This window comes from Rummeliibacillus pycnus (assembly GCF_002884495.1).
Classification (GTDB): Bacteria; Bacillota; Bacilli; order Bacillales_A; family Planococcaceae; genus Rummeliibacillus; species Rummeliibacillus pycnus.
Genome location: NZ_KZ614145.1, coordinates 1351152 through 1374284, shown reverse-complemented (window position 1 = coordinate 1374284; position 23133 = coordinate 1351152). Strand labels below are relative to the sequence as shown.

The window sequence follows — 23133 nt, the reverse complement described above, 5'->3', positions numbered from 1 at the left end:
TAACTAGCGTAAGATTGCTGAATTAGAAACGTACTAAAGGTGGTTTTTGATTTAGTATTTTAAAAAAATGGGACGAATATTAAATTTAAAAAGGCAGTACTTTGGTCATTAATAGCCAAAGTACTGCCTTTTTGAAAAATATTGTTGGGAGTTGGATGTATTCTCTAGAATTTATTGTTTTTAAGTAAAAGTAGGATAAGCTAATGATCAATAATAGGATAAGATATAAAGCCGGTTCATCCTTGGAATTCAGTGGAGTTTAAAAAAATTTTTTAAACCCGATAAAAAGTACAGTATGTGTAAAAAGGAGTAATGATTATGAAAATTCTATCTTCAACTGATCAATCCACAATAATTAGTATGTTTCAATCAAATTTAGCGTTTCAACATCATCAAATGCTTCCAACTGATACTCAGAAAGATACGGTTAGTATTAGTGCTCAAGGAAATACATTATTCCATAAAAAGAGGGGGAAAAGTTCTAAAAATCCATTAATTGAAAGCCTTTTAAAACAACGTGAAAGTATTGAAAAGATGAAAACTGATTTAACTGATAGGACGTTAAATAAAGGTCAAAATATTTCAACGATCAAAGAACAACTCAAAGAATTTGAAAAGCAAATTTCCGATATTGATAAAAAAATTGCAGAAGAAGAAATAAAACAACGGAGTAATGCATTAGGAAAAAATGAAAATAACAGTAAGAAGTCAGAACAACATCAAACAGAAACAGATCAATTGCTTACCCACGCTAAAATGTTAAAACAAATAAAAAATTTCGCTAAAGTTAAAAATGCTTTAAACACAAAAGTAAACACTTTAAAAAGTGAAATTGCAACAGATGCTGGAAGAGGTGTTTTTAGTGATCTTAAATATAATCAGCTAAATGATTTAGAGGGTAAAATTAAGGATATACAACAAAAGATGGGCAATGAAATAAAAAAACAAACAGATAATACAAAAAACGATGATCTAAATAACAGAAAACAAGTGGATGCGACAATGGAGGATCCTTCTAGTTTATAAAAGAGGGGATCAATACGATAGGAAATGAGACGGTTTTAAACAATAACTTACTGGACTACATATTCTTACAACAAATAAAGATGGATTAATGTTATTTCCGAAGATATTTATAAGACACTTAAATACTCAACCATGGAATATTTTGTGGGTATTTTCAGCGACACCAGTTTATATTTGAGTGACTTAAGCTTTTGTAAAAATGCAAGATATGAAATGATGGGTACCTATGTATTTAACAGAAGGCCACTGAAAAAGTGTAGTAACACAAAAATGTATAGTATATATCTGCTGTTGAATAAGTGGAATTAGCTCCGCTATCCGTGGGCGAACTGACGAGTCTCGTCTAGTCCATTTTCCCACAGGACATTGAATAAACTTCACTGAATGAACATCACAAGGAAATGCGAATGCATTTTCAAGGAGTCTTCGCTAATTTTACTTTTTCAGTAGCCCCTTTAACAGCAGAGTGGCACCAAATATAAAGAAAAAAATGTGCTATTTTTCCCCGTATTAATGCAAGGGATTAAGAGAGAAGCTAAGAAAATTAGTGGGGAATAACTGCCGTAAAAGTTCGGTTATTTCAACTAACCATCAGCGGGAGAAGAAACCCAGCTGATGGAAGTTTGACTTTATATCATCCTAACACAAATCCTATGATAGATATCCACCGTATCTCCCAATAATATCGCTGCTTCTTTTAAAACATCATATACTTCTTTATATTTTAAGATGATAATTGAATCATTGTTTGTAAAGAGTTCGGCTAGTCCAGAAATATAGATATCTTCCATTGATTGTTGGGCTATTCTGATTTTTTCAATTTTACTTTGGCATTCTTCAGGTTTTTTCTCCAAAATTAAAATCGCGTCACTAAGTTCTAAGGCGCCTTGGCTTAGTAAACTTGTCATTCCTATGATTGTAGCATCCGCTTCGATGTTTAAAGCCTTTATGGTTTTAAAGATAGAGATGGTGCAGTCACTTATTTTATTCATCGCAACTGAGATGGAGTAAAGATCTTGTCTGTCAAAGGGCGTTGCAAATGCCTCTACAAGATCATGCTCAAGCTGAAATCGAATGTGATCAGCTTCTTTTTTCTTATGAAGTAAATCTTGAGAAGCAGATTCACCTTTGTCCTTAATCCAGCTGTCTAAAGTATCAATAATTTGATAATTTGTTTTGCTCTGATTCAAAAGCATGGAATAGAAATCATACTTTTTAGGGAATATTCTATCTAAAAAATTGTGAGCACTCATTAAAAAATCCTCCCATTCATTAAAAAGTAGACAATCGCAGCAGCTATTGCTGAACATGGAATCGTAATAAACCATGCTGTAACAATTTCTTTACCGATATTCCAGTTTACCATCCGATATTCGTCTGCTGAACCAACCCCCATAATACCACCTACAACCACATGTGTTGTGGAAACCGGGGCGCCAGTAAAAGTAGCAAGTAGTATTGAAGTACCGGAAGAGAGCATTGAATTCAAACTATGAATGGGTCTGAGATCATATATCTTGTTTCCAATCGTCTTCATAATTTTCCATCCACCTAAAGCAGTACCGATGAACATAACCAAGCCCACTGCGATTTTAATAAGTGGGGGAACAGCATGAGAATGCATGATTCCGGCAGATATTAGGGCAAGTGAAATCAATCCAGTTATTTTCTGAGAATCATTGGATCCGTGGCTAAATGCTAGTGCAGCTGCCACGATCCACTGCAACTTGTTGATCGTACCGTTAATACTAAATTTAGCATTTCTTAACAGCAGAGCAGATATTTTTTGAATGACATATGCAATAACGAAACCCAGCACTGGTGAAAGAATCAATGATACAATCACTTTCATAATTCCTACTAACTGGTGATTACCTGAAAAGAGCTCTGAAACTCCCCATAAAATGCTGTTAGACCCATTTGCGATCCATGCAGCTCCAACAAGACCTCCAATAAGAGCATGAGTGGAACTGGATGGAATCCCAATTTTCCAAGTAATAAGATTCCAAACCACCGCACCTAAAATGGATGCGATTAAGATATGTATTAGATGAATCCCCGGAGAGAGTTTAACGATTGCTGATACCGTATCAGCAACTTGATTTCCACTAAAAAGAACTCCTAGCGATCCAAATACTGCAACAATTAGTACCGCCTGGACTGGGCTAGCAGCTTTACAAGCAATCATCGTAGCAACAACTGAACTCGCATCATGTAACCCATTTGTCAGCGTAAAAATCAATGCAATCACTATCACAATCGCCAACAACCAATAGATTCCTGTTAACACCATTTCCCCCTCCTTTTTTAATCTATTTACATTATACTAATCAGATTGTAGGAAAATAAATAAGAATCTTTGAAGTTGCTTATACTTGAGGTATTTTTCTTTTCACTAAACAAAGGAAGTTTGCATCGACTATCCTAGAACTAAATAGAATACGAATTGAATCTAAAAAATTTAAACTAACAAAAACTCTGATATGAACCATATGCTTGAAAGAAATCATCCAAAGTATTGGACGGAGGTTGCACTTTTTTGTGAATCACTTTCTGACCGCGATGCTAGCTCAACACGAATAACGATAACTGTATCGGCCTTCATGTTCCTCAATTATAAGTATACTTATAATGCATGGTTTATTATAAGTTAATTAAATATACTAAACACAAATATAAAAAAATAAATAGGATGTAGAGGTTAGTTAGATGAATAAGCAAATGAAAAAAATGTACTTTTATATTTTTTGGGCAAGTTTATTTTTTGAACGAACATTATGGATGATATTTTTATCCAATAAAGGGTACTCACTTATTGAGATTGGATTACTACAAGGAATATTAAACGTAATAATGGGAATATTTGAGATTCCATCAGGTATTATTTCTGATAAAATTGGGAGAAAAAAATCGATTATACTAGGACACATATTTATCATTTTATACATATTAACTTTTTTTGCATATGAATATTATGCGATTGTATTAATTGGATTTGTATTATATGGAATAGGGGTTTCATTGATATCTGGATCAGATCAGTCTCTTGTATATGAGGGGATTTCATCAGATGATAAAGAGGGAGCATATACTAAGTTTATTGGTAAATATAATGCAATTGCAATCATTGCTATCGCAATTAGTGCATTGTTATCAGGAACTATGTATAAAATAAATGAATTATTAATATTTAGCGTAACAATTGCTGCTCAATTTATTGCATTAATACTAATTATGACGGTAAAAGAAATTAAATCTTCACAAGAAAAGGATGAAGAAAATAAGTTTAGTGACATTTTAAAAGAAATAAAAATATTTGTTGCTACTAGGAAAGAGTATAAACTATTAATTATGGTCATTGCTTTAATGCAAGGGTTAGTATCTATTTTGTATCAATATGGTGCTATTATGTTAAAAGACGTAGGATTTGGGGTACAAACTATTTCTATTTCAATTTTTATTCTGTCTGTCGTAAGTGCCTTAGCATCATTTAAAATTGAATATTTAATTGGGAAAATTGGTAAGTATCGTATTATATTTTTAACTCTATTAATCTCGGAGATTTTGTATTTAGCAATGAGTATTCATGTAGCGCTTACCATCTTGGCTATATTCATGATTACCAATATTTTATTTGAAATTTGGGATACAAGTTTAAATATAGAATTACATGAAACTGCTACAAATAAAATACGGACATCATTACTATCTATTTGTAATGCTTTAACAGGTCTTTTAATGGCAGCCTTTTCTATAATTATTGGTGTTTTAAATAAAGTAGTGGAATTGAATATGGTGTTTATGATTCTTGCAAGTAGTGTCACAATTATTTCTATTTTCTTGTATTTAAAATATTTAAAAACAATAAAAAAAGTTTAAATTTATATATTTAAAAAGCATCATTTTAGAACTGTAAGGCTTCTAAAATGATGCTTTTTTTAGGATATTAAGAATTTAAAATTAAATAATATTAAGATACTTATATTTTATTGTGAAATAAATAAAAAAAACTAAAATTAGGTTAAATAGAATTAATGTTCTAATCGAAATTTAGAAATACGCGGTGTTCTTTTTCCATTATTTCCTTATACATTTTTCTATCTAATATGTTGAAGAAAAAATAAGCCTTATTAAATGAATGCGATATATCCTCACTTTTATCATTTAGTTTTTCTTGTATAAGGCCTAAGTAATAATAAAAACTACCTAAAAAAGACATGTTTTCCAGATTAATAGAACATTTAATTCCTAATTCTATTTGTTTTTTTGACTCTTCTAAAGAATTCATATCATATAGAGTCTTAGCTTTATTGTATATTATTCGAAGTTTGTATACTTGATGGTTTAAACGAGGCGACATTGTATCATTAATATTTAAATTAATTTTGTTATAGAAGGAAAGTGCTTTTTCATAGTTTTTGTTAGTGGAATATAAAATAGCAATTGAATTGCATATACGATCGTATAGAAAATCTTTTTTTAAAATAGAATTATGCTCATTATTTAATAAATTTGTTAATCGTTCAATAGCAATGTCAATAGATATGAAATTCAAGTAATATGCACTTAAAAAATAATGCCAATGCAAAAATATTTCATACCATTTATCTTTTGGTTTAAATGATAGCTCTCGTTTAATAATGGAGTAGATTAATTGATAGTTATGAGAGATAGTCAATGACTCTAACTCTTGAACAATTGAATTAATTAAAGGATAGTCTTCATTTAACATAATATTAGCAAAATATGAAATGGGTTTATCTAATTTTAAAGAAATTAAATACAAAATATCAAGTCCAGGTTTAATAGCTCCTTTTTCAATCATACTTATAGTGGCTTGTGTACAAATTTCTTCTGCTAGTTCTTTTTGTGTTAAATTTTTCTCTTTACGCAATCGCATTATTTCTGAACCTAATGAATTATCAAACATAAAAATGATCCTTTCAAAAATTAATATTAAATAGAGGTGTAAAAATGAATAAATATAAATACGTGGAAATAAAAAGAATATTACCATTGTTCTACATTAATTCAATTTTATTTACAATTGTAACATTAGATTTACCATTTGTACATTAAGCATAGGGGCGTGTGTATATGAGAATATTATTAATAACAATGCCGTGGGCTTCGATAGATATGCCTTCAATTCAATTAGGAATATTAAAATCTGTTGTAGATGAGAAATATTCTAATACAAATGTATCTTGTGAAATTTTATATGCGAATGTTTTGTGGGCAGAATATATTTATCAAAAAAGTAATGGGGATATAGATAGAGCATATAATTATGCATTGATTTCAGAAGCTGATTTTGCGTATGGTGTAGGAGATTGGATTTTTACAAAAGCATTTTATGGAAAAGAGTATAGAAGAAAAGAGTATGTTGAATTTGTTTTAGAAGAGAAAGCACTTACTAAAGAAGAAATGGAAGTAATCGAATGGATGTATGAAGAGGCACCAAATTTTATTGAATGGTTAATGAAAGAATATATAAATCAAGAATATGATTTAATTGGATTTACAAGTTCATTTATGCAAAATATCCCATCATTAGCAACTGCGAAATCTATTAAAGAAAAATATCCAAATACTAAGATTGCATTTGGTGGAGCAAATTGTGATGATAAGCAGGGTGAAGCTCTCCATAAAAATTATGAATACATTGATTTTGTAATGAGAGGGGAGGGAGAGGTTTCATTTCCACAGTTAGTCGAAGCCTTATTAACAAATCAAGAAAAAGTGAAATACAAAAATATAAGTGGGCTTTGTTATAGAGAAAATGGAGTTTCAAAATTTAATAAAATGTTAACTGTGCCAATTGATTTTAATAGTGTCCCATTTCCTTGGTACGATAATTACTTCGAATTGATTCATTCTCTAGATGTTTCAGAAAATATAAGACCATCTTTAATCTTAGAAACCTCTAGGGGATGTTGGTGGGGAGCAAAACATCAATGCACATTTTGTGGACTTAATGGTTCTTATATTGGTTTTAGAAGCCAACCAGCGGAACGTGCATTTGATATGATAACTAGTATGGTCAACAAATTTAAAACTGTTGATATCTTTATGGTGGATAATATTTTAGATATTAAATATATGAAAGAACTTTTACCAAAAATAAAGAAGTTAGACTGGGATTTACATATTTTTTATGAGGTAAAAGCTAATTTGATGGAAGATCAAATAAAATTGTTTCATGAATCTGGAGTTAAAAAAATTCAACCAGGTATAGAAAATTTAAGTAGTCCAGTATTGAAAATTATGGATAAAGGAATTACAGGAATTCAAAATGTTCAATTACTAAAGTTTTGTGAACAATATAGTATTACAGTTACTTGGAATATATTGTATGGATTTCCTGGAGAAAAATGGGAATTCTATGACTTAGAAAGTATGAAACTCTTAAATCATATTCAACCACCCGGTGGTGCAGTCCGAATATCTTTAGAGAGATTTAGTCCATATTTTAATAAACCTGAGATGGGATTAAGAGTATTAGAACCGGCAAGATTTTACAAATTAGTTTATGACTTACCTGAAACAGAACTTATGGATATTGCATACATTTTCGAGTCGAATAAAGCTGGATTAACGGAGAATCAAGCAGATATTTTAAGAAATGTTATTAATAATTGGCAAATGCTATATACAAACACGGAGTTCTATTATAGATACAATATGAATGGAGAATTATATTTCTTTGATACTAGAGGAGTAAAAGATGAAAAAGTAACATACTGGAAAGATCCACTACATATTGAAGTTTTTAAAGAACTAAATACTGTAAAAAATATAAAAGCATTAAAAAACAGACTTCATGCAAAATTTTCTGATGACAGAATAAATAATGGTTATTTAGAAGAGTTTTTAAATACTAAATCAAAAGAAGGATATTTCTATAAAGAAGAAGACAAATATCTCTCTTTAGCAATTCCTTATGATTCTCAAAGAATCCGTTCAAATAGATATTTGGAATTTATGAGAGAAGAGGTACTACAATGATTGATAGTATTAATTACATTTCAAACGAATCGATTGCGGCAGCTTCTTGTTTTGGGGATAAATCACAAGCAATTAAGTTAGAATATGCAAAATTAAATGGATTTTTATCAAAGTTAAAAAATATTAATAGTGATAAAAAACAGTTAGGAATAGAAATTGAGATTATACGCGAGGAAAATGACAATCTCGACGGAGAATTTATAACGGAATTAAAAGAATTTGGAGTAGAGAAAATATACACAACTCTTGAGTTAAATGAAAAGAAATGTAAACAAACACTTAAAGAGCTACACTTTTTAAAAAAATGTCAAGAAAACTATATCGTTCTCCAATGGGAGCAAAATTCTAAACACGTAATTGATTTTTTACCATTATTTCATTTTCAACCACCGTATTTAAGTAGAAATGAGGATAGAAATTTAGTTGCTAATTGGAGAAATAATTATTTGTTGGAAAGTCTTATCTATAGACAAGGGCCAGAATATATAAAAATTAGAGATGCTCGTATCCAAAACGAACCTCGAATTTTTGAATTAATTACAAAATCAGAAGTAAAATTATTTAATTGTACAAAAGAATTTCAAAAATTAGATGAATTAATATCTGAATATACTGAAGAATTAGTTATGTTATTTATTGACTTAGGTATTTTAGTGTGTGTAGATAACATGGTGTTTAATATAGTTCAGCATATTAACGGAAAATCAATACCATATACAACAATTTAATTTTTATAAATTTATGAAGGGAGGTGATAGAAAATGCGTATCGTAAAAGTGAAGCCAACAACAAAACGACTACTAGTTAACCGCTCTTAAAATTAATGAAGGCAATGAAAGGAGGTGATAGAAAATGCGTATCGTAAAAGTAAAACCAACAACAAAACGATTACTAGTTAACCGCTCTTAATACAACAGGCCGGACATCTCTTTTTAATAATACTTAATCTTTTAAAGAAGCATACTTGAACACAAGTATGTTTCTTCTTTATATAAAAATAATAGAGGAGTTAGATCAAAGTGAAATTTAAAATTGCAGATAGATACCAAATAATAACTTTAAAAAATGGTCGAGTTTTTCTAGTAGATGATGATATTTTTGAACTTGAAAAAATATCAGATGTACAGAGAACTGCACTAATCTCTTTAAAGAATCAATCGTATTCTTTAGAGGAATTAATGAGTAATTCAAGTGAAAGTGAAAAAGAAAAAATAAAGGAATTATTTAATTCTTTATTAGAAAATGGAATTTTACGTTCTGATTATGACAGACAAAAGTATAAGGGAACCATTGTGCAAAATCAGATAAATTATTTAGATGATTTTGTTGATAATGCAAATCTAGCACAACGAAATCTGGAAAAAAGTTGTGTTGTAATTATTGGAGTAGGAGGAGTTGGGTCTGTCGTTCTACAACATCTAGTCGGAGCAGGAATAAAAAAATTTGTATTGATAGATCCGGACACTATTCAGATTGATAATTTTAACCGACAATTTATTTATAAAATGAAAAATATTGGTGAATATAAGGTTGATTTAGCAAAGAAATACATTGTAGATTTGGATAATAATTCAACTGTCTATACATATAAAAGTGAGATTCATTCTGCAAAAGATTTAGAAATACTAGATGATCACAAAGTAGATTTTCTTATAAATGCAGCTGATCTCCCAAAAAATTTGCCATCTATAATTGATGATTATTGTAAAGCGAAAAATATACCGTGGATTTCTGGTGGTGTTGGGAGACATAGAGGCTTTTGGGGACCGTTGATTGTACCAAATGAAACTAAATGTTTAGCATGTCATAATAAAGAAGAAAATGACCTTATGGAAGATTGGGAAAAAGAAATAAGAGATTCTAGTGAGCTTAAAATTAAAGCTTCATTTGGTGCAACTAATACTATTATTTCGGCATTTTTAGCAAAAGATATCATACTTTATATGTCTACAAATAGTAATGCAATAAGTATGGGGAGAAGATGCACTTTTGATTTTTTAAGTATGTCAGTTGATGTAAATGAAAAAGATGAATTGGATAGTAGGTGTTACTGTGGTGAAAATTAATCAATTTAATCAAAATATAGTTGCTAGACCAATACAAAATCGCATAGGAAGTAAATTAATTATAGAAATGGATGATATGCCACTTTCGATAGACCCATTATTTTGTTTAGATTTTAATGGAAGAATCATTAATCAAGCGATCAGAGAACCTTTATTATACAAAGATGAAGATAGTAAATTATGGGTTGGTGCTGCTGCTAAAAGTTTTAATGTTTCAAAAGACAAGAAAGTTATACTTTTTAATTTAGATCCTAAAAAAAAATGGTCTGATGGAAAATCGGTAATTGCAAAAAATTTTGTTGAAAATTTTTATAGAATGTTCACTTTCGATAGTCCATTTTCGCAATTATTTTTGGATATAAAAAATGCAAAAGAAATCTTAAAAGGTGAAAAGAAAATTGAACAATTGGGAGTAAAGGAAATTGATGATTATATATTTAAAGTTGAATTTGAAAATAGTGTCCCATATTTGTTTGAATTATTTTCATTAAGTGCTAGTAGCCCGTATCCATCTCATATAACTGAAATAAATTTTGAAAAACCTATTTCAAACGGTTCATATCAAATTATTGAAATTGGAAGTTCCTATATAGAGTTGGAAATAAATCCATTTACAGAACAAATAGATAAGAATTCAATAAAAAATATTAGATTTGATGTATATAATGACGCGCAAAATTCTATAAAGCGTTATAAGGAAAATATAGTAGATATAACTTGTCATACTCATTTCCCGTTTTCACAAATAGAGCATATGACAAAATATACAGACTTTTATTTAGAAGAATCCTCTATTTTGTTTAATTTGCAATTAAATCCAAATTCGATTCCTATTTTAAATAATAAGGAATTTAAAAAAAATCTATATGACTCTATTGATAGAAGAGAATTAGAAAAACAATTAATGAGTGGAGTCAATGCTTGTGGAAACTTTATCCCTGAAAATTTAGTAAGGATTTTTTTGGGGGAAGATAAATTGAATTCACATATAAATTCGAAAAGTACGAAAAATAAATTTTTAAATGAACTGAAAGAAATTACTATTACTTTTGCTGATTTTTTTCCTAATGAAGAAATTGTAGATTATATAGCAAAAGAATGGAAAGATAAAATGGGCATAACAGTAATTAAAGAAAAACTACCATTTGACATATTCGTTGAAAGAGAAGATATAGGTGATTATGATATGTGTTTATCACTAGTTAGTCCATTATTTTCACATCCTTTTGCATACTATATACCCCATTCCTATGAAATGTATGGTTTAGAAAATGAAGAAGTATATTCTTCATTATTAGAAAAAGCAATGCTAGATAATACGTATGAAACTCTATCTTCTTTAGAAGAAACACTATTAGATAATTTACCTATAATTCCGATATGTACAGGCAAAAGTATTTATATGAAGGATTCTTCAATTCTAAATTATAAATTATCTAGTGATGGAATTCCTTCATTTAGTAATTTGAAATGGAAAAAATGGGAGGAAATAAAATGGTAAATAAAATAAAAAACGAACTTTCTCAAAAAGAATTTTTAACAGATTATGCAAAAAAACCATTATTATTAGAAGGAATAGCCGATAGCTGGAAAGCTACACAAATTTGGTCATTAGAATATCTTAAAGAAAAATATGGGGATAAATTAGTGTTAATTCGAAAATGTAATCATATAGAAATTTCAGATTTATATGAAACAACATTAGGAGAATATATTGATTATTTAAAAGTGGAAGGACAAGAAGAAAATCCATGGTATTGTACGTGGAGCTTTATGGAAAATTGTAAAGAAATTTATGAAGACTATAATTCAATTGAAATCTTCAAAGATAATTGGATAGACTATATTCCACGTGGAGAAATGAATGATTGTAAATGGTTATTTATAGGTCCAAAAGGTTCTGGGACACCTCTACATTTAGATTTTGCAATGACAAGTGCATGGAATGCTGTTATCACAGGTAGGAAAAAATGGATTTTCTTCTCTCCAGAAGATTCAAAATATATGTACGAAGGAATGGTTGATGCATTTAATCCGAATTTAGAGAAGTTTCCTGAGTTTTCAAAAGCTAACCCTATAATTGTATACCAAAATCCAGGAGACATAGTTTATACACCATCTGGATGGTGGCATCAAGTAATTAATTTGGAAGATGGAATTTCCATTACTGAAAATTTTATTAATAAATCAAATGCAAAAACAGCAATATTTCCGTATATTAAATTATTATTCAAAAAAAATGAGTGGACATTCTAAATTCAAAATTATTGTATAGTTAAAAAAGTATATATCGAAAGAGTTTTTTCTCAGCTGGCATATATCGATTTTTAAAATGCTAGGAAGCTTATTTGCTGTTGCTGCATTTTTTATTTATGAGCTGATTACGATCCTTTCCAATTGTAACTCTCATATATGACTAGATTAATATTGATCTTTTGAAAAAGTTTTATAGAAGAAATAGATTTAGTATCAATTTATAAGTAATAGATTTCTATTTTGGTAGTTTGTACTCAAGTTTGTTCGAATGGGGAGATGCCATAAGTGCTTCAACTCGTAGTGTAGTCTATTCTAAAAAATATTAAGTTAATGAAAGCTCGAGTGAAGCAAAAGGAAGTCCAAATTGTTCTTTGGATGATTATGATTAAAGATTCTTGAAATAATATCTGCTTTTGTGTGGGTGACTCACACAGAATAACGAAAAACAAAAAAGCTGTGCAAATTTTGCTCAGCTTTTTCATCTGTTAATCATTTAATGAAAAGTTTAGTTTCATTCTCTTCGTACCAACACCAACCATGTCGCCTAATAACTTATTCGTGTTTTTAAAACAAATATCCGCGAATTGTTCATTCACTTGTTCTAGATATGCTTGAATATTCTCTTGTTCCATCGCTTCTTTGTCTGCGTTCATTTGAACGAAGCGGCAACTTGCAACGGTATTTTGTTCGAATGCTCGTTGAAAATCGCTATAAAGGTCGAAATTCGTATCGCCAAGTAGAGCAATGGTGTGGCTTAACCAATGGATTTTGCTAATATCAAACGTTGTTGTCGTATCGCGGTAGCATGCAGGCGTATCCGTTACATTCGCATAGAATGGCACAACGGCGTTAAATGTATTTGGTCCGAATGCTAACCAATGCACACCTGCAATTTCAGCAGGTACATCGTTACGAATTTGTAAAATATGAGATTCTTGGTTACGGTTAATGCCAATTGTGCGATACATGCTCTTCGATTTTTCATCACCTTCACCGTAAGGATCAAATGGTGTGTTTTGGAAGTGAGAGCTTAGTGCCCATTTTACATCTTCTACAGAGATTTTACGATTAGCCCGACAAATAAATGGTAGATCATGATCCATCGGTTGTTGTTCAATTTCTGGATTGAAGAATTTTTGAACATACCATGCGCGAGGGTTGTTGTAACGTGTATCTTTTACGGACGCACTGCCAAAAATGTGGCGTAAGTTCACTTGATCTGTATCTGGATTTAAGTGGTATTTTTCGATTAATGCTGGAAGTTCCTCTGAGTAAAGTGTATCAGCAGACTCAAAATCAAAATAATCAATGTTGAAGCGGTTCGGTGCAATGACATATGCATCATCTGGAATACGAATCGCTGCCCAGTGATGACCACCAATTGTTTCGAAATACCAAATTTCATCTTTGTCTGAGAACGCTACACCATTTGATTCGTATGTGCCGTACTTTTCTAAAATTTCACCTAAACGTAGTACCCCTTCTTTGGCAGAACGAATGTAAGGTAGAACGATCGTCAACATATCTTCTTCGCCAATCCCACTTTTCACGAGTGGGTCAACGCCTAAAATACGAGAATTGGTCGTAATCGTTTCTGTTGCTGTCATCGCTACATTTGCACTATTGATGCCTGATTCTCCCCAAATCCCATTTTCATCACTGGCATCTGGTGTTGACGTATAGCGCAAAGGATGATCAGGGAGTTCAATTTCAAACGTACTTTGAACAGATTTATAAATTTTCGGTTGATCTACTGGATTCATCACAACGAATCGTTGTGGATTTGAGGCAGCACTACCACTATCTTCGTTTCGCGCAATCATTGTAGAGCCATCAATAGAAGCCTTTTTTCCGACTAAAAGTGTTGTACAAGATCCTGTCTTTTGTTTTTTCATATTATTATTCACCAATCTTCTACTATAAGTTATAAATTGCAATACAAATTATATCATGAAGTGGCAGAAATGACTTTTAATAGATTGTTACAAGGGCTATAAGAGGTTAATTTCCAAGTGCGTGGTCTAACTCCACCGTCTTTATACGGGAGTGTTTAGTGCCAGGTACTCACACAATTATGTTACTATCTTAGTTGAAGTCGATTCCACTTCATGCAATATCAAATATATACAATAAAAATTAGTCTACTCCACTTTTTTAGTGGCCACGCCGTAAAGCAGGTCATTTCTTATCAATTTAGCGTATAATGATAGTTTGAATAAGGGGATAATCCCGAGATAATAATAAGGATAAAATCCCCCAAAAAAAGAGGCTTAGTTATGTGCAAAGAAAGTTTTAAAGATTATAAATTAAGTAATGAAATAGTTAAGGCACTGGATAGCTTAGAATATGAAAATCCAACAGCAGTTCAAAGTAAGGTTATTCCTCTTGTGTTAGAGAAAAAGGACCTTGTCGTAAAATCGCAAACAGGTAGTGGGAAGACTGCTTCATACGGGATTCCAATTTGTCAATTAATTGATTGGAAGGAAAACAAACCTCAAGCGCTTATCTTGATACCAACGAGAGAATTGGCTGTGCAAGTGAAAGAGGATTTCCTAAACATAGGCAGGTTTAAACGGATAAAAGCAACAGCGATTTACGGAAAACAACCCTTTGCCATACAAAAAACGGAACTAAAGCAAAAAACACATGTAGTCGTTGGTACTCCAGGCCGTGTGTTAGATCATATTGAAAAAGGTACTCTGTCCTTAGATAAGATTAACTATCTTGTTATTGATGAAGCGGACGAAATGTTAAACATGGGATTTATCGAACAAGTAGAAGCTATCATCAAAGAGGTACCTCGCAAACGAGTGACCATGTTATTTTCAGCTACTCTACCAGATGAGATCAAAAATCTCTCACTTAACTATATGAAAACACCTATCGATATTGAAATTAAGGCAACGGGACTCACAACTGATAAAATTGAACATTCTCTTGTTGAAGTGGAAGAAAAGAATAAATTTTCTATGCTTAAAGATGTAACAATTGTTGAAAATCCAGATAGTTGCATAATCTTTTGTCGAACAAAAGATCGAGTAGATACTGTATGTGATCAATTAGCTGATTTAGGTTATAGCTGTGATAAAATTCACGGTGGCATGGTTCAAGATGATCGGCTTGCTGTGATGAATGACTTTAGAAGAGGAGAATTTCGCTATTTAATTGCTACAGATGTAGCCGCTAGAGGAATTGATATTGATAATATAACCCATGTGATCAACTACGACATTCCATTAGAGAAAGAAAGCTATGTCCATCGTACAGGAAGAACAGGACGAGCAGGGCAAAAGGGGAAAGCAATCACTTTTGTTACGCCATTTGAAAATCAGTTTTTAAGTGCAATTGAAGAATACATTGGTTTTGAGATTCCGAAAATGGCCGCTCCTTCAAAAGAGGAAGTATCAAGTAAGAAAATGACTTTTGAATTAAAAATGAATGTTGGACCAACGATTAAACATGCAAAAAGTGAAAAATTAAACGAGCAAATCATGAAGTTATTCTTTAATGGTGGTAAAAAAAAGAAGCTTAGAGCAGTAGATTTTGTTGGAACGATTGCAAAAATTGACGGAGTATCAGTAGAGGATATTGGTATCATTACAATATTAGATAATTTTTCTTATGTTGAAATACTAAATAATAAAGGTCCGATTGTGTTAAATAAAATGAAGAACACAACAATAAAAGGTAAGTTATTGAAAGTATATGAGGCTAATAAGAAGTGAAACATTAGCGTTGTATATTAGATAGTTTTTAACATATGCTTTCTTTTTTGTTGTATTTAGGTTTTTCTTAAAACTGTACACTCAACACAAAGCCCTTCTCTGATAGAGAAGGGCTAATCTTGTTTGAAGATTATTTAATAATTCGTTTTGCACCAATATAGCGATCTTTCCAATACTTTCCATTCATTTTAACAACTTTTACACCATCCATCGTAACGCCAGTAAATGTCCCATCACCATTGTAAATGGCAACAAAAGATACTACTCCTTTTTTCCCTGTAGCATAAAAGACTAAATCGCCTTGTTTTAATTGATTTTGTCTAACAGATGTACCTTCTTTATATTGCGTGGCACTTGTTCTTGGTATTACCTTTTTAGTAGCTGCTTTTTTATAAATATATTGTGTAAATCCACTAGCATCAAAACCTTTTGGCGTCGTTCCTCCCCATTTATAAGGAGTATTTACATAACGTTGTGCTACTTGTGAAACTTCTTCTCCATAATTGATGGAGGCTTTTGCATTGCTTGCTTGACCAAAAGTAAATGCCGCAAATAATGCCAGCATGGAAACAACTGTTAATACCCACTTTGAAATACGTGAAGATAAAGTAATAATAACCCCTCCTACGAACATTCTTTATTTTTTTAGATAAAACAATTCCAAAGGCTACGAGTAACAGAAATTAGCAAAAAGAACTACCTAATCAGTTCTCCTCCTAAAATCAACAATCACAAAATCTATAGTATGTAGGACAAATCTATAAAATGACAAAAAAGTTGAAAAAGTTTTAGTGAAATATGTCTAAGGTTGACTATTGCAAAATGACCAAAAATAAAGTGAAGGGATCGTTTAATTAGTTTTAAAGTCTAGAATCGGTGTTTGCAGGGTATGGAATGAATTTATACTTGAATAGTGACCTACTTAAAAAAGTAATAAATTCAAAATTTACACTTTAAGTGCAACACTAAAAAAGACTCATCTATTCAATCCTTGTAAAATAGTGTTTACGACAACAACTATTGAAAGGAATGAAAACGATGAGTCTCTATTCACAACTTATCCTATCCGAAAGAGGACAGATATTTCTTCTTCATAATCAAGGTGAATCCATTCGGAAAACGGATTTTAAAGGTCGCTTACCTGTAAGCCCCCTCACCACAAGACTTTAAGAAAAGAAAGGTGGGGGAAAAATAGCCTCTAAAACCTCGATTAGTTGGACCAACAGGATGTTAGTCACACAAGCGTTGCCACACGGACGTGTGTACTTAGCTTGTATTCAAATATGAATCAGTGGGGGATGAAGAAAACCCCACTGATGGAAGTTTCACTTTATATGGTTACGATACTTTCTGCCATCTCCGGAAAATCAATAAATGGGTTCCGATTGCCTTGAAGTTCATGGATCGCTAGGTTACGATGCTTTTCATAGATGGATACCGGAAATGTTTGATGCCATTTTAACAATATAGGAACATTCACTAGTTCTTTTTTTATTGTGTTTGGATAGCGAATTAGGAAATAGAGTGTTGCTCTGGCAACGATTCCTTTACCGTATTCTGGTTCGAATTTACTTTCTTCAGCCTTGCCGCAACCATCTTTGATTCCTAAAATTGATCCTTCAGGGACATAATCGTAGAAATCGAAGTAAGGATAGTTGCTGCGACTACTATTGCAGGTGGGTTCGCAAGCAAATAGATGATGCAAGTCTCCTCTCATTGGTTCTTTTTTATCGAACCATGATTGAGGCACTACATGCTCACAGTTTAATAGATCATCCGAAAAGATGCCGATTAACCCTTTTGTCTGCATTTCATGGAGACGAATGTCCTTCTCTATGACAGAAAGTGGATCCATCCCATTTCCAGAATAAAGGCTTTTTAATGAACCGTTTTCCTGCAAATCAACCCATGGGTACACATAACGATGCGGGCTGTAGTTTAACGGATCTGTATGTGTTGTTTCAAGCAATGTATGAAGCTTTTCTGAAAGATTAGCATCCGTGAATGAAATGCATTGATAGTATTGATTCTTGACTTTCTTATCTTTCTTTTCGTCATAATAGGGTCGATTTTCCTTATATTTTAAAAAGTTTGACTTGGCCGTTTCCCATTCACAATTTAGCAATTCTAGCTTTTCCATTAATTTTCAACACCTGTGCAGATAATTTTTGGTTGAACACATCCGATAAGAAATCCTCTAATGTTAAGTACACCAACCCGTTGCCTTCGAGTTTTGGCGAGTTTCCTAAAGGAATCGTTCTCTTTATTAACTGTGCATACAGCTCATCTTCTGTTAGATTTCGCTCAAAGTTTTTGGTGGCAATTTCTTTTATGAGTGCAAGTGCACCTGATATATGCGGTGTTGCCATCGAAGTGCCGCTTAGTTTTGCATATTTTCCATTTAAATACGTTGAAAGGATTTCTTCACCAGGGGCTACTAAGTCGACTTCATTATTCGAATTTGAAAATTTAGAAGAACGGCGTTGCAGATTAATCGATCCAACACTGATAACTTCATTGTAGCAGGCAGGATAGGTCAATTCATCTGAAGAACTCTGTCCATCTCCCTCATTTCCAGCAGCACAAACTACTAGAATTTGGTTAGCGATTGCACTTTGAATTGCTTGGTGCAACTCTAATACATCCTTAGAACCGCCGAGGCTCATGGAGATAATATCCACCTTTTGTTCAACTGCATAGTTAATTCCATTTATGATCCAGTCGTATTGACCTGATCCGTTTTTATCAAGCACTTTTAAAATCAATAAATTTGCTTCAGGTGCAACACCAACTACTCCTGCACCATTATGGACAGCAGCAATTGTACCAGCCACATGGGTTCCATGGCCATTATAGTCAGTGTATACATCAGGATTTCCATTATCATCGCCCGTGAAATTCCGTCCGCCGATAATACGCTCACTCAAATCAGGATGGGTGACATCACAGCCTGTGTCCAATATCGCGACAGTGATTCCCTTCCCTTTAGATTTCTCCCAAATTTTCGGAGCTGCAATAAGCTCAATCCCTTTTGGTACCTCAGACACTTCTTCCATAACTGCATTCACTTCATACGGAATTAAATGTAACTTTTGCTCCATCTCTATCCCTCCTGAAAGAATTAGTTTTCAAGTGTATTCTTGGAAGTTATTAATAGTTTAACAATTCAGAATTTATATGAACAGTTACTATAGATGTATTTTTAACAAAATCTCTGAATTTTAACAAATTTTGAGATTTACTTTCAAAATTACAAGTTGATATTCTTTTGAATAGCTTTTTAATTTTATCTTCATAGGTTTTTTATCATAGTATTCTATATGTTTTTTCTAATTATTGTTTATATTGTTCTACATTCAAGTTCTTTATAGTAAAGGAATTCTGACTTCGTCAGATTTCTACTCATATAGTATCTAGATCATGATTAAATTTTTATTATCAAGATTGTTAAAATGGGGGGTGTATTTGTTTAATCAGGGAGACTTTCTTTCTATTTTACAATTAGGTACGGGTCTATTTTGGATTGTAACTTATATTCTAATCATCATTCGAGGGTACCAAGATGAAAATTATGGAATGCCTATGGTAGCTATTTGTGCAAACATATCATGGGAATTTATTTTTACCTTCATTTTACCTCACTCAGGACCACAAAAAATCATTACACTCATTTGGTTTTTACTGGATATTATCATTATGATGCAATATCTAAAGTATGGACGAAAGGAAATCAAGAAGGGGACTTCAGCAGATTATTTTTACTTATCATTTTTTATAGCTCTCGGATTCAGTTTTTTTATCATCATAGCGATGACTTTTGAGTTTAATGATGTGGAAGGAAAATATACTGCTTTTTCGCAAAATTTAATGATGTCTGGGCTTTTTATCTCTCTATTATTAAGTAGAGGGAACACAAGCGGTCAATCAATCTATATTGCGATATTTAAAATGCTAGGAAGCTTATTTGCTGCTGTTGCATTTTTTATTTATTTCAGAACAGATCTGATTACGATCCTATCAATTGCAACTTTCGTATATGACTGGATTTATATCGTTCTTTTGCGAAAGTTTTATAGAAAAAATAGAATCTAGATTCAACTAACAACAAAAAGCTTACCTAATTTGTATGGCGAAAAGGAACGCATGTTTGTTACAATGAATTAAGATAGTTTGTACTCAAGGGTGGTTGGCTCACTCCCGAGAAAGGGGGTGGTGCCATGTCAGTATATGAAGCATTAATGTTTGCTGTAGCATTTGCAGCATTAGTCGTTTCAATACTTTCATTTAAAAACCATAAAAAATAACCCATCCTTGAGTTAAGGGCTCAGATGGGTTATATATTCCATTACAGCTAATCCCCTTGAGGGAACCAACTATCTAATTGACCGTTCGATGGACCAACATCGGCGGTCTTTTTAAATTATGCTTTTAATAACTTTAGTATACGTGGAGGTTGTTATTTTTTCAAGGAACTCAAAGAAGCCACTATGAGTGGAAGAATACCCTATGGAGTTCGTGGATATGTAACACTAAAAAATGGTAAATACTACAGAGCTTTGGCGTAATATAAATTAAAGGAAAGAATTCTTTATAGCTTTAGTTTTTGAAGACAAATAAAAAAGTACTTTCAAAGATATGTTCATTTTAGTATATAAGACTTTGGAGGTGCTTTTCACAAGAATCAAATCATCAATATAAATTATTTACTTTTCCTGTACCCGATTACCAAACCCAATCGCTACAATAGGTCCCTTTGTGATGATTCTAAATAAAATCGAGGCCATTTCTTCTGGCGATTGCTTCATCCCTGTATTTAGCCATTGTTGGATCACTCCCAAATGAGCAGACGAAATATACGTTGTCAAAATATCAATAGGTACAGTTGTTGAAGGATTATTTAATTTTTTGAAAAAGAAATTTTGAATCATGACTTCTTTTAATTTTTCCTGAAATGAGGGGTCACCATTTGGTCCAAGAACAGCCCGTAAAAAATCAGCATTTTCTTGGATATATTCTAAAATGGTGACGATAAAAGGAAAAGGTTTTTCCTTTGCTATTAATTCTTCGATATCGTATACCTGTACATCACGTACATTCTCTATAATGTTTTTGATAATTTCGTCTTCACATTGTTTTAGTAGGTCATATTTATCTTGATAGTGTAAGTAAAATGTACCCCGGTTAATATTAGCTCTTTCCGTAATATCACGAACGGTGATTGCTTCAAAACGCTTCTCCTCTATTAACTCCGTCAATGCTTGTTTAATTTCATTTTTAGTTTTCAGTATTCGACGATCTTGTTTGGATTGAGCTTGAGCCATAAAAAACATCTCCTAATTCATAAGATAATGAACAGTTATTATATAAGTGTTTAAAAATCAACAAGGTGATTTTTATTGTTTATTGTATATTACACTATCTTGAATATAATAAACAATGAGTTCATTAATCAACATTATGTTTATTATCTGAGAGGGAGAGATTTAATGAAGAACCATAAATTTTTAATACTTGCACCAATTATTTCTTTGATTTTGATATTTATCTTTAGTTGTACGCAAATTCCAACTACTCATCAGGCACCTAAAAACTTGAAAATAGCTCTTGTCAACGAAGATCAAGGAGTAGGAAAGAATAATATGGGTGAAACCATTTTGAAGGGGATTCAACAGGCTACTGAGAAGCAAAAAACGGATGAAGAACCAATGATTAAATGGGTGAACCTAAAAAATCAAGATGAAATGCAAAAGGGAATGGATGATCAAAGCTATTATGGAGCAATCGTCATTCCATCTGACTTTAGTAAAAAGTACATGACTTTACAATCACCATCACCTGTTTCTCCAGAAATGAAACTAGTAGTCAATCAAGGGAAAAACGCTACTATTGCAAATATAGTAAATCAAGCTCTAAACGGCATCGTTGACCAATTCAACGGAAAAATAAGTGGAGAGATATTAGGTGCTTTACAAGCCAAGCATGTGAAGCTGTCAGTAGAACAGGCTAAAATCTTAACATCACCTATTACGAAAAATACCGTAATGGTTCATCCAACGGGAACATTAGGTAATGCACCATTATCTTTATTCCAACCATTATGGTTTGGTAGCTTAATAGGCGCTGTTTTGATTTTCCTTTCGATAAAAAAACGAATCTTCAACAATCAAAAGGAAGAACTGTTGGCACGTCTCATTCAGCTAGGCGTTAGTCTTATCATTGGTGTTGTAACAGGCTTCGGACTAACTTGGTTTGCCACATCTATACTCGATTACGATTTTCCAAGTTTACTAGATACAGCGCTATTTTTAACTTTAACAAGCTGTAGCTTTACCTTAATGATATTCGCGATTTTAAGCTGGATTGGATTCGCTGGCATTCCGATTTTTGTATTACTACTATTCTTTGGCATTCCATTATTACAAATAACACCAGAAGTCATGCCAGTCTTTTACAAGGATTGGATCTATCCTTGGCTACCAATGCGCTTTATGACTGAAGGATTACGTGAACTATTCTTCTTTGATGATGCAATTCGTTGGAATACATCTACTGCAGCTTTAACATGGATTGGAATAGTGAGTTTAATCTTGGGGGTTTTATCTGTTTGGAAACCGAAGAGAGAGAAGGGCCTAGCTAATGTTGATGAAGGGGGAATTGTAGAAGAAAAATAGAAGGAAGGTACTGGTGCCTCGGAAAGAGCTATCGGGAGTGAAATTGCAAAATCTGATTATTAGTACGTAGTTGGATTTAATTATTTATATTTATAAACATAAATGGATTTATGAAATTGATTCAGTCAAAAAGATTTAAACAAAATAAAGTTCTGTGGTAATTATTTACCTTTTTGTATAATTTATTTGATTTGGATTTCAAAATAGATATAATTTATAAAACTATATCTATAAGGGGTTTATTAAAAATTGAGGAAAAAAATAGCGTTAATTATTATTTTTAGCTAAGTTATTTCAGTTTTTGCACCCTCTATATATTTAAAAGAAAATAATGATTATTCTATTCCTTCATCTACTTTAGGGTCATATTTTGGAAAAGAA

Annotated in this window: 18 protein-coding genes; 10 read left to right on the top strand and 8 right to left on the bottom strand. The window is 31.9% G+C overall.

Annotated elements, in window-relative coordinates:
- Positions 1-318 precede the first annotated feature (318 nt).
- Positions 319-1026, top strand: a complete 708-nt coding sequence (locus tag CEF14_RS06910) for a hypothetical protein (RefSeq protein ID WP_102692178.1) — start codon at positions 319-321, stop codon at positions 1024-1026.
- A gap of 629 nt (positions 1027-1655) precedes the next feature.
- Here CEF14_RS06910 and CEF14_RS06905 read toward each other — a convergent pair.
- Entirely contained in the window at positions 1656-2279 is a 624-nt protein-coding gene (locus tag CEF14_RS06905) for a DUF47 domain-containing protein (protein ID WP_170061466.1), read from the bottom strand.
- Positions 2279-3319 carry an inorganic phosphate transporter gene (locus tag CEF14_RS06900; protein WP_102692176.1) on the bottom strand — a complete coding sequence of 347 codons (1041 nt, stop codon included), beginning with the start codon at positions 3317-3319 and terminating at the stop codon, positions 2279-2281. Before CEF14_RS06900 ends, CEF14_RS06905 begins: the two co-directional genes overlap by 1 nt.
- A gap of 416 nt (positions 3320-3735) precedes the next feature.
- On the opposite strand from CEF14_RS06900, the gene CEF14_RS06895 reads away from it, so the two are divergent.
- Positions 3736-4905 carry an MFS transporter gene (locus CEF14_RS06895; protein ID WP_102692175.1) on the top strand — a complete coding sequence of 390 codons (1170 nt, stop codon included), beginning with the start codon at positions 3736-3738 and terminating at the stop codon, positions 4903-4905.
- A gap of 160 nt (positions 4906-5065) precedes the next feature.
- Here the strand turns inward: CEF14_RS06895 and CEF14_RS06890 are convergent, their stop codons facing one another.
- The gene (locus CEF14_RS06890; protein ID WP_170061465.1) at positions 5066-5956 is read right to left on the bottom strand and encodes a helix-turn-helix domain-containing protein; all 891 of its coding nucleotides are present in this window, start codon (positions 5954-5956) and stop codon (positions 5066-5068) included.
- Between the two features lie 167 nt (positions 5957-6123).
- On the opposite strand from CEF14_RS06890, the gene CEF14_RS06885 reads away from it, so the two are divergent.
- The 5 genes from CEF14_RS06885 to CEF14_RS06865 all read left to right on the top strand — a co-directional run bounded on the left by CEF14_RS06885 (position 6124) and on the right by CEF14_RS06865 (position 12356).
- Entirely contained in the window at positions 6124-8034 is a 1911-nt protein-coding gene (locus CEF14_RS06885) for a RiPP maturation radical SAM C-methyltransferase (RefSeq protein ID WP_102692173.1), read from the top strand.
- Positions 8031-8762, top strand: a complete 732-nt coding sequence (locus tag CEF14_RS06880) for a DUF5825 family protein (RefSeq protein ID WP_102692172.1) — start codon at positions 8031-8033, stop codon at positions 8760-8762. Before CEF14_RS06885 ends, CEF14_RS06880 begins: the two co-directional genes overlap by 4 nt.
- A 291-nt stretch (positions 8763-9053) precedes the next feature.
- Positions 9054-10100 (top strand): ThiF family adenylyltransferase, encoded by a 1047-nt coding sequence (locus CEF14_RS06875; protein WP_102692171.1) that lies wholly within the window; start codon positions 9054-9056, stop codon positions 10098-10100.
- Entirely contained in the window at positions 10090-11601 is a 1512-nt protein-coding gene (locus CEF14_RS06870) for an ABC transporter substrate-binding protein (RefSeq protein ID WP_211284570.1), read from the top strand. The genes CEF14_RS06875 and CEF14_RS06870 overlap by 11 nt, the downstream gene beginning before the upstream one ends.
- A complete protein-coding gene (locus CEF14_RS06865; RefSeq protein WP_170061464.1) occupies positions 11595-12356 on the top strand; it encodes a cupin-like domain-containing protein in 762 nt (253 codons plus the stop codon). The genes CEF14_RS06870 and CEF14_RS06865 overlap by 7 nt, the downstream gene beginning before the upstream one ends.
- A gap of 485 nt (positions 12357-12841) precedes the next feature.
- On the opposite strand, the gene CEF14_RS06860 is transcribed toward CEF14_RS06865, so the two are convergent.
- A complete protein-coding gene (locus tag CEF14_RS06860; protein WP_102692168.1) occupies positions 12842-14251 on the bottom strand; it encodes a C69 family dipeptidase in 1410 nt (469 codons plus the stop codon).
- Positions 14252-14632: 381 nt separating this feature from the next.
- Between CEF14_RS06860 and CEF14_RS06855 the strand changes: the two genes are divergently transcribed.
- Positions 14633-16081, top strand: coding sequence for a DEAD/DEAH box helicase (locus CEF14_RS06855; protein ID WP_102692167.1), 1449 nt, complete (start codon positions 14633-14635; stop codon positions 16079-16081).
- A gap of 130 nt (positions 16082-16211) precedes the next feature.
- Here the strand turns inward: CEF14_RS06855 and CEF14_RS06850 are convergent, their stop codons facing one another.
- From CEF14_RS06850 to CEF14_RS06840, 3 genes are all read right to left on the bottom strand, one after another.
- Positions 16212-16715, bottom strand: coding sequence for a C40 family peptidase (locus CEF14_RS06850; protein ID WP_245890075.1), 504 nt, complete (start codon positions 16713-16715; stop codon positions 16212-16214).
- A 696-nt stretch (positions 16716-17411) separates the two neighbouring features.
- Entirely contained in the window at positions 17412-18221 is an 810-nt protein-coding gene (locus CEF14_RS06845; protein ID WP_102692166.1) for an endonuclease I family protein, read from the bottom strand.
- Complete coding sequence (locus tag CEF14_RS06840) at positions 18193-19182, bottom strand: S8 family peptidase (RefSeq protein WP_102692165.1); 990 nt, start codon at positions 19180-19182, stop codon at positions 18193-18195. Before CEF14_RS06840 ends, CEF14_RS06845 begins: the two co-directional genes overlap by 29 nt.
- Before the next feature lie 364 nt (positions 19183-19546).
- Between CEF14_RS06840 and CEF14_RS06835 the strand changes: the two genes are divergently transcribed.
- Positions 19547-20173 (top strand): transmembrane-type terpene cyclase, encoded by a 627-nt coding sequence (locus CEF14_RS06835; protein ID WP_102692164.1) that lies wholly within the window; start codon positions 19547-19549, stop codon positions 20171-20173.
- A 611-nt stretch (positions 20174-20784) separates the two neighbouring features.
- Here the strand turns inward: CEF14_RS06835 and CEF14_RS06830 are convergent.
- On the bottom strand, positions 20785-21402 hold the full coding sequence (locus CEF14_RS06830) for a TetR/AcrR family transcriptional regulator (RefSeq protein WP_102692163.1): 618 nt from the start codon (positions 21400-21402) through the stop codon (positions 20785-20787).
- A gap of 165 nt (positions 21403-21567) precedes the next feature.
- On the opposite strand from CEF14_RS06830, the gene CEF14_RS06825 reads away from it, so the two are divergent.
- Entirely contained in the window at positions 21568-22752 is a 1185-nt protein-coding gene (locus CEF14_RS06825) for a YhgE/Pip domain-containing protein (protein WP_102692162.1), read from the top strand.
- Positions 22753-23133: the final 381 nt, after the last annotated feature.

Bases quoted from the DNA above. Each gene is read 5' to 3' on its own strand.
- CEF14_RS06910 (WP_102692178.1), top strand. From the start codon at position 319: ATGAAAATTCTATCTTCAACTGATCAATCCACAATAATTAGTATGTTT.
- CEF14_RS06905 (WP_170061466.1), bottom strand. From the start codon at position 2,279: ATGAGTGCTCACAATTTTTTAGATAGAATATTCCCTAAAAAGTATGAT.
- CEF14_RS06900 (WP_102692176.1), bottom strand. From the start codon at position 3,319: ATGGTGTTAACAGGAATCTATTGGTTGTTGGCGATTGTGATAGTGATT.
- CEF14_RS06895 (WP_102692175.1), top strand. From the start codon at position 3,736: ATGAATAAGCAAATGAAAAAAATGTACTTTTATATTTTTTGGGCAAGT.
- CEF14_RS06890 (WP_170061465.1), bottom strand. From the start codon at position 5,956: ATGTTTGATAATTCATTAGGTTCAGAAATAATGCGATTGCGTAAAGAG.
- CEF14_RS06885 (WP_102692173.1), top strand. From the start codon at position 6,124: ATGAGAATATTATTAATAACAATGCCGTGGGCTTCGATAGATATGCCT.
- CEF14_RS06880 (WP_102692172.1), top strand. From the start codon at position 8,031: ATGATTGATAGTATTAATTACATTTCAAACGAATCGATTGCGGCAGCT.
- CEF14_RS06865 (WP_170061464.1), top strand. From the start codon at position 11,595: ATGGTAAATAAAATAAAAAACGAACTTTCTCAAAAAGAATTTTTAACA.
- CEF14_RS06860 (WP_102692168.1), bottom strand. From the start codon at position 14,251: ATGAAAAAACAAAAGACAGGATCTTGTACAACACTTTTAGTCGGAAAA.
- CEF14_RS06855 (WP_102692167.1), top strand. From the start codon at position 14,633: ATGTGCAAAGAAAGTTTTAAAGATTATAAATTAAGTAATGAAATAGTT.
- CEF14_RS06850 (WP_245890075.1), bottom strand. From the start codon at position 16,715: ATGTTCGTAGGAGGGGTTATTATTACTTTATCTTCACGTATTTCAAAG.
- CEF14_RS06845 (WP_102692166.1), bottom strand. From the start codon at position 18,221: ATGGAAAAGCTAGAATTGCTAAATTGTGAATGGGAAACGGCCAAGTCA.
- CEF14_RS06840 (WP_102692165.1), bottom strand. From the start codon at position 19,182: ATGGAGCAAAAGTTACATTTAATTCCGTATGAAGTGAATGCAGTTATG.
- CEF14_RS06830 (WP_102692163.1), bottom strand. From the start codon at position 21,402: ATGGCTCAAGCTCAATCCAAACAAGATCGTCGAATACTGAAAACTAAA.
- CEF14_RS06825 (WP_102692162.1), top strand. From the start codon at position 21,568: ATGAAGAACCATAAATTTTTAATACTTGCACCAATTATTTCTTTGATT.